Below are 11,046 nucleotides of genomic sequence, written 5' to 3' on the forward strand. Positions count from 1 at the left end.
GATGATTGTCTGGGGCGGGTCCTCTGCCGGGCCATTAAACTCCGGGGGGCGATATGCCCCGGCTCCCCTCGATCTCGATCAGGACCAGGATGGATTCACCGCGTGCGGCGGAGACTGTGATGATCACGACTCCGCGATTCATCCAGGAGCCACGGAAAGTTGCAACGGCGTGGATGACGATTGCGACGGGATTCGGGACAACGGCTTCCTTGACGCCGACGGCGATGGCTTCGCCGCCTGCGGCGGAGATTGCGACGATGCCGATGCCGCCGTCCATCCGGGCGTCCTGGAGCTGTGCAACGGCAAGGACGACAACTGCAACGGGTCGGTCGAGGAGGGCTTTCTCGATCTCGACGGCGACACAGCCAATGCCTGCACCGACTGCAACGACTACAATCCGGACATCCATATCGGCGCGCCGGAAGTCTGCAACGGAGCCGACGACAACTGCGACGGAACGGTCGACGAGCCCCTCCCCGAGATCTGCGATCAGGTGGACAACGATTGCGATTCGCTGGTAGACGAGGGGTTCGATCAGGACGCGGACGGCGTCACGACCTGCCTGGGCGACTGCAATGACGGCAATCCGGCGGTCCATGCCGGAGCCCCCGAGACCTGCGACCAGCTGGACAACGACTGCGACACGCTCGTGGACGAGGGCTTCGATCAGGATGCGGACGGGGTAACGACCTGCTCCGGTGATTGCAACGACGCCGATCCCACCACTTATCCCGGCGCCGTGGAAATCTGCGATCAGGCCGACAACGACTGCAATGGGTTCATCGACGACGCCAACTTCGATCAGGATGGAGACGGGGTCTCGACCTGCTTCGGCGATTGCAATGACGCTGATCCGGGGGCGTGGGACTACCCGGTGGAAGTGTTCGACCTCGAGCTGAGTGCCGGAGCCATGACCGGCCTGGGGTGGTTCGAGCTTGGTCCCCTGATCGGTCCGGGGACGACCTATGACGTGACCTCCGGCGCGTTGACCGGTGCGGCCGGACTGAACCTGCCTTCCGCCGTCTGCCTGCAATCGAGCGGCGCCAATCCCTATGTCGACAGCCGTTCGAATCCCGCTGTCGGCTCGGGAACCTGGTACCTGGTGCGCGCCAGGAACTCCTGCGGGATCGGGACCTACGGCTTCGCCACGACCGGGACGGAGCGCCTCATCCCTGCCTGTCCTTGATTCCATTCCGACCGCACGCCGACTCCCGCCACGGTTTCATGATCCACGCGATGCCCGGTTGGGTTAGTGTAATGGACTCCTCTACGCTCGAGCGGAGGCCCGGCTGAAACGAGCGCGCGCGAGGCGCCACACACCGAATGATGAGCACGATGTCCATCGAGCGAGACCACATGCGATGAGGCAGGAAGGGGACCTGCTGCGCCTCACCGCCACCGACCTCGCGAACCATCTCGCCTGCCACCATCTGAGCCATCTCGACCTGGAGACGGCGCTCGGGCTGCGCCGGATTCCCGACTGGTTCTCTCCCGACGCGGCGATCCTGCGGGAGCTGGGGGCCGACCATGAAGCCGCCTTTCTCGACCACCTGGAGCGCCAGGGACTGCGCATCGCCCGGCTCGGTCCCAGCCCCGACGAGCACACCGGTCTGGAGCGCACGCTGGCAGCGATGCGCGACGGCGTCGACGTCATTGCGCAGGCGACGCTGGCAAAGGGGCGATGGACGGGGCGGGCCGACGTGCTCCGGCGCGTACCCCTGCGCAGCCGCCTTGGAGATTGGTCGTACGAAGTGTGGGACACGAAGCTGTCGCGCGAGACGAAGGCCGGCTCGGTCCTGCAGATCTGCCTCTACTCCGACCTGCTCGAAGCAAGCCAGGGGGCGCGCCCCGAGTTCATGTACGTCGTCCCGCCGCGTCCCGATTTCTCGCCCGACCGCTACCGGGTCGAGGATTACCTGGCCTACTACCGCCTGGTCCGGCAGCGGCTGGAGGCTCTGGTCTCCGCCTCCTCAGCGCCGGGAACCTATCCCCTGCCGGTGCCGCATTGCGACGTCTGCCGCTGGTGGCCCGCCTGCGACCGGCAGCGGCACCGCGACGACCACCTGAGCCTGGTCGCCGGCATCTCCCGCCTGCAGACGCGCGAGCTGGAAGGACGCAGCGTGAAGACCCTCGCGGCGCTCGCCGACGAGCCGCTGCCCCTGGGCTGGAAGCCGTCCCGCGGCGCCGTGGAAAGCTACGAGCGCGCCCGCGAGCAGGCACGCGTGCAGCGCGACGGGCGGGTCGCGGGCCGGGCGCTGTACGAGTTGCTGCCGCGCCGCGACCGGCTCGGTTTCGAGCGCCTGCCCGATCCCTCCTCCGGGGATCTCTTCTTCGACCTGGAGAGCGATCCCTTCGTCGGCGAGGCGGGACGCGAGTACCTTTTCGGCTGGGCGGCGCTGGATGCCGAAGGCCGCCCGGAGTACCGGTGCCAGTGGGGCCTCGATCCCGCCGCCGAGCGCGCCGCTTTCGAGGCTTTCATCGATCTCGTCATGCAGCGCTGGAAAGCCCACCCCGATCTGCACGTCTACCACTTCGCGCCTTACGAGCCCGCCGCGCTGAAGCGCCTCATGGGACGCTATGCGACGCGCGAGAACGAAATCGACCGGCTGCTGCGGGGAGAGCGGTTCGTGGACTTGCACGCCGTCCTGCGGCAGGCGCTCCGGGCGAGCGTGGAGGAGTACTCGCTCAAGAAGGTCGAGGCGCTGTACGGCTTCGAGCGCTCGGTCGATCTGCGTGAAGCGGGTGTGCAGCTGCGCGTGGTGCAGCGGGCCCTCGAGCTGGAAAAGCTCGATGCCGTCGATGCCGAGGTGCGCCGGAAGGTCGAAGGATACAACCGCGACGACTGCTTCTCGACGCTGCAGCTGAGGGGCTGGCTGGAGACGGTGCGCCGCGAGCTGGAGGCGAAAGGCGACGGCATCCCCCGGCCGGTGCCGGGCGAAGGGCAGCCCAGCGATAACGTGGCGGAGCGCGATCGCGAGGTCAAGGAGGTGATGGCCGCCCTGCTTTCGGGCCTGCCGGCGGAGCGCGCCGCGCGCACGGAGCAGGAGCAGGCGCGCTGGCTGCTCGCCTACCTGCTGGAATGGCACCGCCGCGAGCAGAAAGCAGGCTGGTGGGAGTACTTCCGCCTGCGGGAGCTCTCCGACGAGGATCTCCTCGACGAGAAATCGGCGATCTCCGGGCTGTCGCATGCCGGCAATGTCGGAATGATCAAGCGCCGCACGGTGGATCGCTATCGCTTCCCAGCCCAGGAAACGAGCATCCGGCGCGGCGACAAGCTGAGACTTCCCATTCCCGCCGACCGCGATTTCGGAGAGGTGGAATCGATCGACCTGGGGAAGCTTTTCGTCGAGGTGCGCAAGGCGGGAAGCAGCCAGTCCATCCATCCGACCAGCGTCTTCTCGCAGGAGATGGTGCGCATCGAGGCCCTGTCGGATTCCCTGCTGAGGCTGGGGCACTGGGTCGCCGACAACGGCATCGATGCGCCGGGTGATCACCGCGCGGCGCGCGATCTTCTCCTCGGGCGAGCGCCGGGCGTCCTGGGCGAGGCGGGCGAGCCGCTGCGCCGCCCCGGCGAGAGCGGGCTCGACGCCGCGCGCCGGCTGGTGAAGCGCCTGCAGAGCGGCACGCTGGCGATCCAGGGCCCGCCCGGAACGGGCAAGACCTACACAGGGGCCCGCATGATCTGCGACCTGGTGCGCGCCGGAAAGAAAGTCGGCGTCTGCGCCATGAGCCATAAGGTGATCCGCAACCTGCTGGACAAGGTCGTGGAAGCCGCGCGGGAGGCCGAGGCGGCGCCGCGCTGCGCCCACAAGGGGCCGGAGGACGATGAAGGGGAAGCCGGAGGAATCACGGCGATTGGCGACAACGCCAGGGCGCTGGGCATCCTGAAATCGGGCGAAGCGAGCGTCCTTGGCGGGACCGCCTGGCTCTGGTCCCGGCCGGAGTTCCTCCAGGCGGTTGACGTCCTCTTCGTCGACGAAGCCGGACAGATGTCACTGGCCAATGTCGTCGCCATCGCGCAGTGCGCCCGCGTCCTGGTGCTTCTCGGCGATCCGCGCCAGCTGGACCAGCCTCTGCAAGGGAGCCACCCCGAAGGGACCGACATCTCGGCGCTGGCGCACCTGCTGCAGGGGCGTAACACCATCGAAGAAAACCGCGGCCTCTTCCTGGAGCAGACCTGGCGGCTTCCCCCCGCGATCTGCCGATTCACCTCGGCTCTTTTCTACGACGCACGGCTCGAGCCGCTGCCGGATCTGGAGCGTCAGGCAATTCTGGATCCGGCGCCGATCGCCGGCGCCGGGCTCTGGTTCAGGGCGGTGCGGCACGAAGGCAACCAGAGCTCGAGCCCCGAAGAGGTGGAAGCGGTCGACGCTCTGGTCCGGCGGCTGGCGGACGGAAGCGTGAGGTGGCGCAGCCGCGAAGGAAAGGAAGCGGCGCTGCAGCTCGCCGACATCCTGATCATCGCCCCCTACAACGCGCAGGTGGCCGATCTGACGGCGCGTCTGCCCGAAGGGGCGCGGGTGGGCACCGTGGACCGGTTTCAGGGCCAGGAGGCGCCGGTGGTCGTCTACTCGATGACGACCTCGAGCCCGGCCGACGCGCCGCGCGGGATGGAGTTCCTCTACAGCCTCAACCGCTTCAACGTGGCGACGTCGCGCGCGCAGTGCGCCTGCGTCGTGGTGGGGAGCCCGCTGCTGTTCGAGCCGGAATGCCAGACGCCGAGGCAGATGCAGCTGGCCAACGCCTGCTGCCGCTACCTCGAGCTGGCGAAGGCGCTGCGCCTGGAAGACCTGCGCCCGCCACGGCTGCAAGACCCGCTTCGAGAACCGATCCAGCAGCCCCTGTTCTAGTGTCACTAGCGGCCTCGGCTCCCCTCCGCCGGAGCGGCGCCCGCTTCCTGCGCTTTCCAGCCGCGTTCCGCTTGCGCTATCCTATCCTTTCAAGTCCCAGCCACGAAGGTCGCCCGGTACTCCACAGCGTCGGCAGGGCCCATGAAGTCTCTCACTTCACTGATCGTCGCCCCTCGCTCGACCGTCTCGTCCCTCCTGACAGGTCTGGCGTGCGCCGCGGGGGCGATGTTGTTCCGGCTCCTGCTCAACCCGCTGCTCGGAGTCCAGGCCCCCCGGGCCTTCTTCTTCATCGCGGTCCTGGCGGCTTCCCTCTTCGGGGGCCCCATCGGAGCCTGGTCATCCGTGGCCGCGTCGGCCCTGCTCGGGATCTACGCTTTTCCCCTGCCGCAACCCGGCCTGCCGGCCCTGGCCCTCCCCAACGCGCTCTCCCTGGGCGTTTTCATCGTCGTGGCGGCCTGTATCGCCGCGATGGGAACCACCCTGCGGCGGCTGATGCAGGAGGAGTCGGCCCGCACCCGGATCGCGGAGCGCGACAGCGATCTGCTGATGCACGAGAAGGACGTCCAGGCCAGACTGCTCGCGCTCGCGGATCGCTGCGCCAGCCCCGCCATCTCCTTCCGGGAGTGCCTCGACGAAATTCTGCAGGTGGCGATGTGGCTGTGCGGCGCCCATCAGGGAACGCTGCAGATCCTGGACGACGAGGGCAGGCTCAGGCTCGAAGCGCACGCCGGCTTTCCGCCGCGCTTCCTCGAGTTCTTTGCCCTCGTCCAGGCGGGCGAATCGGCAGCCTGCGGCGAGTCGCTGCTGCTCGCCCGGCGCGTCATCGTCGAAGACGTCACCCGGAGCCCGCTCTTCGCGAAGCAGCCGGCGCTACCGGTGCTTCTCGAGGCGAAGGTGAGGGCGGTCCAGTCGACGCCGCTGAAGAGCGGTTCCGGCAAGGTGCTGGGAATCTTCTCGACGCACTTCAGCGAGCCGCACCGTCCGAGCTTGAAGGAGCTGGCCGATCTCGACTTCCTGGCGCGCCAGGCCGCCGACCTGCTGGAGCGCAAGCGCGCCGAAGAGGCGCTCGAGGACAGCCGCCGGAAGCTGCAGCGCGTGACCGGGACCATGACGGCCCCGGTGACTCATTGCAGCCGCGATCTGCGCTATGTCTGGGTCAATCGCCCGTACGCCGACTGGCTCGGACGCGGCGTGGAGGAGATCACCGGGGCGCTCATCGCGGACGTCATCGGAAAGGAGGCCTTCGAGCAGCTGCGCCCCAAGTTCGAGCAGGTCCTGCGCGGAGAGGAGGTGCGCTACGAAGAGGAGGTGCATTTCCCCATCGGCCCCCGCTGGATTGCGGCGACCTACACGCCCACGTTCGATTCCGGCGGCGTCTGCGACGGCTGGGTCGCGGTGGTCATCGATATCCACGATCGCAAGGTGATGGAGCAGGCGCTCGCGGAGCAGTCCCGGCGCAAGGACGAGTTCCTTGCCATGCTCGGGCACGAGCTGCGCAACCCCCTCGCCGCCATCCGCTATTCCCTGGTGGCCGCGGGCGTCGAGGGGCCCCACCGCAACGAAGCGCTCGACATCGCCCGCCGGCAGACCGAGCAGCTGGGGCGCCTGATCGACGATCTTCTGGATGTCGCGCGCATCACGCAGGGGCGCATCAACCTGCGTCGCGCTCCCGTGGCGCTCCAGTCGGTGGCGCGGCGGGCGCTCGAAGCCGTCCGGCCTCTCTGCGAAGCGCGCGGCCACGCTCTGGGCGTCGACATGCCGGCCGAAGACCTGCTGGTAGAAGGCGACGCGGCGCGGCTCGAGCAGGTCATCGTCAACCTGCTGTCGAACGCCTGCAAGTACACCGACACGCACGGTCAGCTTTTCTTTTCCTTGACCCGGAAGGGATCGGAGGCGATTCTCAGGGTGCGCGATTCCGGGGTCGGCATCGCCGCGGAGCTGCTGCCCCGCGTCTTCGATCTGTTCGCCCAGTCCAGCCAGAGTCTCGAGCGCTCCCAGGGCGGGCTGGGCATCGGCCTGACAGTGGCGCGGCGTCTGGTCGAGCTGCACGGAGGGAGCATCGAGGCCCACAGCGACGGGGAGGAAAAAGGCGCCGAGTTCGTCATCCGGCTGCCGCTCTTCGAGCGCCCGGCTCCTTCGCCGTCCCCGGAGCCCGAAGCCGGGCGGTACGAGGCGGCGGCGCGCCGCATCCTGGTGGTCGAGGACAACCCCGACGCTGCCAGGAGCCTCCGGCTCCTGCTCGAGAAGCAGGGCCATGTGGTGCGCGTCACCGGAAACGGGCACGAGGCCCTGGAAGCCGTCCACAGCGACCTTCCCGAAGTCTTGATCGTGGATATCGGGCTCCCGGAAATGGACGGCTTCGAGCTGGCCCGGCGGGTCAAAGCCGATCCCAAGCTGCGCGATCTCGCGCTGATCGCGCTCACCGGCTATGGAAGCGAGCAGGACAAGCGCGCCTCAGCGGAGGCCGGCTTCCTGCACCATCTCGTGAAGCCGGCGGATCCCGAGATTCTGGAAGGGCTCCTCCGGCGTCTGGCATCTCCAGCCGCGGAAACGAAACGAGCCTGAGAGACGCCCTCGAATGGGGTCTTGATGCCGCATGTCTTCGAGAATGCTCCGAGCGGCCGCGCCAGGTGCCGTGGCTGCGCCAGATCCATCGCCAAGGGAGAGCTGCGCTTCGGCGAGCGCGTCCCGAACCCGTACGCCGAAGGGGAAACCACCCTCTGGTTCCATCCGCTGTGCGCCGCCTACAAACGGCCCGAGGCAATGCTGGAGACCCTCGGGCAGGGTGAAATCAACGTCCCGGAGGCCGAAGTGCTCGAGCGCGCGGCGCGCCTTACCTCGGCACAGCGCCGGCTGCCGCGCATCGACGGGGCGGAGCGCTCACCCAGCAGCCAGGCGAAGTGCCGCCACTGCCACGAGCCGATCCAGAAAGGCGAGTGGCGCATTCGTCTGGTCTTCTACGAAGAGGGGCGCTTCTCCCCCGGAGGCTTCATCCATCTCGCCTGCAGCGGCGCCTACTTCGAGACGACCGACATCCTGGCGCCGTTGCTGCACTTCAGCCCCGATCTGAGCGACGAGGAAGCGGCCGACCTGCGTCGAGCCTGTGCCGGTGAATCGACCGGCACCGTCGACTAAGCGGCCGCACGACAGCCCTCCCTCCTCATCAGAACTTCTTCGGGAACTGTTTGACGATGCCGTCGCTCAGCATGTCGGCCATGCGCAGAATCTGCTCGTGCACCTTCTCGTAATCGGCGATGTCGGCCTCGAAGTCACCCTTCAGCCGGTCCTGCACCTCGGCCGTCGTGAGATTGAGGTGCTCGTGCATCATCTGCTGCATGTCGGCGGCGGGCCAGGCCGTGGGATTCGCCCCGCTCAGGAAAGCGGCAATCTGATCGGCATTGGCGACCCATCGCTTGTTCGCGTCCGCGACCTTGGCACTCTCGGACGCCTTGGCGGCGGTGACCAGCTCGGCGGCCAGCGTGATGTGCTCTTTCAACAGGGCCGTGAGCTTGTCACCCGCCTCGTTCCCGTAATAGGGCTTGATGGCATTGCCGATGTCGACTTGGTTCTGCAGCAGCCGGTTGGTGGTCGCCTGCTTGTCGGGCAGATCGGCTGCGGCGCTGACGATGAACAGCCTCGTCCAGGTGATGTGGTCCTCCCACAGCTTGCGCATGGCGTCATGCAGGTCGCTCCTGGCATTCTTCTTTTGCTGTCCCGGCGCCTGGGCCGGCTTCTGCGTCGCGGGCGAGACACTGCCGATCGGGAGCAGGCAGGCGAGGATCGCGAGTATCAGACTGGCCTTGATTCGATGGGTCATGGGGTCGCTCCTGGAGACTGCCGGGCCGGCCTCCTTCTCAGGATCGTTTCGGCTCACGAAACCGCTCCGGGGACGGTCCGCGAGCCTGGCCTTGTTCCTGAATACTAGAATTGGAGCGCCGAAAGGACTAGAAACGGGCACCTGGAGCGGAAAAAGAACATGGAAGAGATCCTGGGAGTAGGATGACCCCCTCCCGCTTTCCCCCGTTCCGGAGCGGGGGGCCTGGTCAGCGGTCGCCGGAGGGTGCTAGGATGCGCCCCATCGAGACCATGGCTCGTTCCTCAAACCGCTTCTGGAGGGGATTCCCATGAGAGATCTGCTCCTCGGCGCCTCCCTCTTCGCGATCGCGGCCGCTGCCGCACTCGCCATCCATCCGCCCGCGCCCCCGGCGCAACCGACTGCCGTCATCGAAGCCGCAGTCACATGCGCCGACAAGAACTGCCCGGTGAACAGCCATTGCTGTATCAGCTGCACCGGACATCCGGTCTGCCTGAAAGGCGGGGTGAAGTGCCCGGAGTGCGCTCCCCAGTAAGAATCTCCTTTGTCCGTTCCTCAACCCGACCCTGGAGGGAATTCCCATGAGAGATCTGCTCCTCGGCGCCTCCATCTTCGCCCTCGCCGCAGCCGCCGCACTCGCCATCAAGCCGCCGGCGCCCCCGCAGCAGCCGACCGCCGTCATCGAGGCCGGCAGCACCTGCGCCGACAAGCATTGCAAGTCGGGCACTCGCTGCTGCTACAGCTGCACCGGGAATCCGATCTGCGTGGTGCGCTGTCCGGAGTGCGCCCAGCCCTGAGAGCCGCGCTCGTGCATCGCCAGTCCTGATCAAGAAGCCCGGGGCCCGCTATCCGGGCCCCGGCAAGCTTTGTCTTCTGTCAGCATCGCCGATTCCCCTCTCTTTCCCTCGACCTGCAGCTCAGCGCGCACTTCGTCCAGGAGCTGGCGACGACTTCCTTCGTCGCAGGACCCGGGGTCTGGTCATTCGCAGCCGCGGAGTGCTAGGATGCGCCGCATCGAGACGATGGCCCGATCCTCAAACCGTTCCTGGAGGAGATTCCCATGAGAATGCTGCTCCTAGGCGCTTCCATCTTCGCGATCGCCGCTGCCGCCGCACTCGCCGCCAAGCCGCCGGCGTCACCTGCCCAGCCCACGTCCGCGATTGAGGCCGCCGCCACCTGCGCCGACAAGCACTGCCCGGGCAGCAGCCATTGCTGCATCAGCTGCACCGGTGAACCGGTGTGCCTGAAGAACGGGGTGATGTGTCCCGTGTGCCCTTAGCAGAATTTCTTCCACGTTTCGCGTCCGCCTGAAGCAACGGGGACTGCTGCTCCCGCGCGGCGGTCCCCGTTGAACGAGCCCCTTCTCATTTCCCGTCCCCTCCTGGATCTCGCCGACCATTCCGGCCGGCAGCGCACCCGGTCATCAGCGCGTGCATGGAAGGTCTCTGCCTGCTGTGGAATAATCTCGGCCGGGCCGAGACGGCATGCGTCTCGCGAGAGGAGTGAATCGATGTCGTCTCCTTCTGAAAGGTCCGTGCCGGCTTTCTGCTCCGTCGCCGGAATCCAACGCTTCAGCGCGGCAGCGGCGTTGGTCTTGATCGTTGCCGGCGCTCCGGCGCGCGCCGATTCGGCCCTCGATCCGCCCGCGGCGCCAGCGTCCGCCTCGTCCGAGGAGCCCGACTCCGAAGCGTCGGCCCCTCAGCACCATCGGCTGCCGTTCCTGGCGGAAGAAGCGCGCAAGCGCGGGATCGAGCTGCCGCGGACCTACGGCGTCGGCCTCGTTTATTACCACCTGGATCGCGCCATCGACATTTCCGACGTCCGAGTAGGCCGCAACGGAGCCGATCCCTCCTCGGTGAGCGATTTCGCGCAGCTCGATTCCGATTCGCGGGTCGACAACCTGAACCTGAAGTTCGACGTCTGGATCCTGCCGTTCCTCAATCTTTACGCCATCGCCGGCTACATCTGGAACGAGTCGACCACCAACATCGAGGCGACGCTGCCGCCGATCGCGCCGGGCGGATCGCCCCGGCAATTCACCTTCTCGGTTCCGACGGAGATGACGGGGACGGTGGGAGGATTGGGGATGACCCTGGCGGGAGGCTACCGATCGCTGTTTTTCTCGGCCGATCTGAACGTCGCCAAGGCCGATCTCGGCTTCGACGATAACTTCAGGGCCGTGGTGACCTCGGTGCGTACCGGCTGGAACGGCCGCGCGGGATCGCGGCCGATGCAAGTCTGGCTCAATGCCACCTATTGGAACACCTATGCCGAAGCCACCGGCACGGTCGACGATCCCGACGGAGGGAGACTCTCCTTCGAGGTCGACCAAGGACCCGCCCATCCCTACACCTACGGATTGGGGCTGTCGTATACGATCCG

The 11,046-nt window shown here is 67.2% G+C and carries 9 protein-coding genes; 8 read left to right on the forward strand and 1 reads right to left on the reverse strand.

The annotated features are described in order from the left end of the window. The 4 genes from VFW45_10730 to VFW45_10745 all read left to right on the forward strand — a co-directional run. Positions 1 to 1,186 (forward strand): putative metal-binding motif-containing protein (locus VFW45_10730; GenBank protein HEU5181261.1); only part of this gene is annotated, 1,186 nt, incomplete at its 5' end. A 175-nt stretch (positions 1,187 to 1,361) separates the two neighbouring features. Continuing rightward, the gene (locus VFW45_10735) at positions 1,362 to 4,850 is read left to right on the forward strand and encodes a TM0106 family RecB-like putative nuclease (GenBank protein HEU5181262.1); all 3,489 of its coding nucleotides are present in this window, start codon (positions 1,362 to 1,364) and stop codon (positions 4,848 to 4,850) included. A 141-nt stretch (positions 4,851 to 4,991) separates the two neighbouring features. Next, a complete protein-coding gene (locus VFW45_10740) occupies positions 4,992 to 7,415 on the forward strand; it encodes an ATP-binding protein (protein ID HEU5181263.1) in 2,424 nt (807 codons plus the stop codon). A 24-nt stretch (positions 7,416 to 7,439) separates the two neighbouring features. Next, positions 7,440 to 7,985: a hypothetical protein gene (locus VFW45_10745; GenBank protein HEU5181264.1), complete on the forward strand. Its 546-nt coding sequence runs from the start codon at positions 7,440 to 7,442 to the stop codon at positions 7,983 to 7,985. Positions 7,986 to 8,013: 28 nt separating this feature from the next. Here VFW45_10745 and VFW45_10750 read toward each other — a convergent pair whose 3' ends face one another. After that, on the reverse strand, positions 8,014 to 8,667 hold the full coding sequence (locus VFW45_10750) for a glycosyltransferase (protein HEU5181265.1): 654 nt from the start codon (positions 8,665 to 8,667) through the stop codon (positions 8,014 to 8,016). A 307-nt stretch (positions 8,668 to 8,974) separates the two neighbouring features. Between VFW45_10750 and VFW45_10755 the strand changes: the two genes are divergently transcribed. The 4 genes from VFW45_10755 to VFW45_10770 form a co-directional block, all read left to right on the forward strand. Beyond that, positions 8,975 to 9,199 carry a hypothetical protein gene (locus VFW45_10755; protein ID HEU5181266.1) on the forward strand — a complete coding sequence of 75 codons (225 nt, stop codon included), beginning with the start codon at positions 8,975 to 8,977 and terminating at the stop codon, positions 9,197 to 9,199. 46 nt (positions 9,200 to 9,245) lie between these two features. After that, complete coding sequence (locus VFW45_10760; GenBank protein ID HEU5181267.1) at positions 9,246 to 9,461, forward strand: hypothetical protein; 216 nt, start codon at positions 9,246 to 9,248, stop codon at positions 9,459 to 9,461. A gap of 263 nt (positions 9,462 to 9,724) precedes the next feature. Next, a complete protein-coding gene (locus tag VFW45_10765) occupies positions 9,725 to 9,943 on the forward strand; it encodes a hypothetical protein (protein ID HEU5181268.1) in 219 nt (72 codons plus the stop codon). 231 nt (positions 9,944 to 10,174) lie between these two features. Beyond that, positions 10,175 to 11,046, forward strand: an 872-nt coding sequence (locus tag VFW45_10770; GenBank protein HEU5181269.1) for a hypothetical protein, incomplete at its 3' end; no start/stop codon positions are given.

The organism is Candidatus Polarisedimenticolia bacterium, from assembly GCA_035764505.1.
Classification (GTDB): domain Bacteria; phylum Acidobacteriota; class Polarisedimenticolia; order Gp22-AA2; family AA152; genus AA152.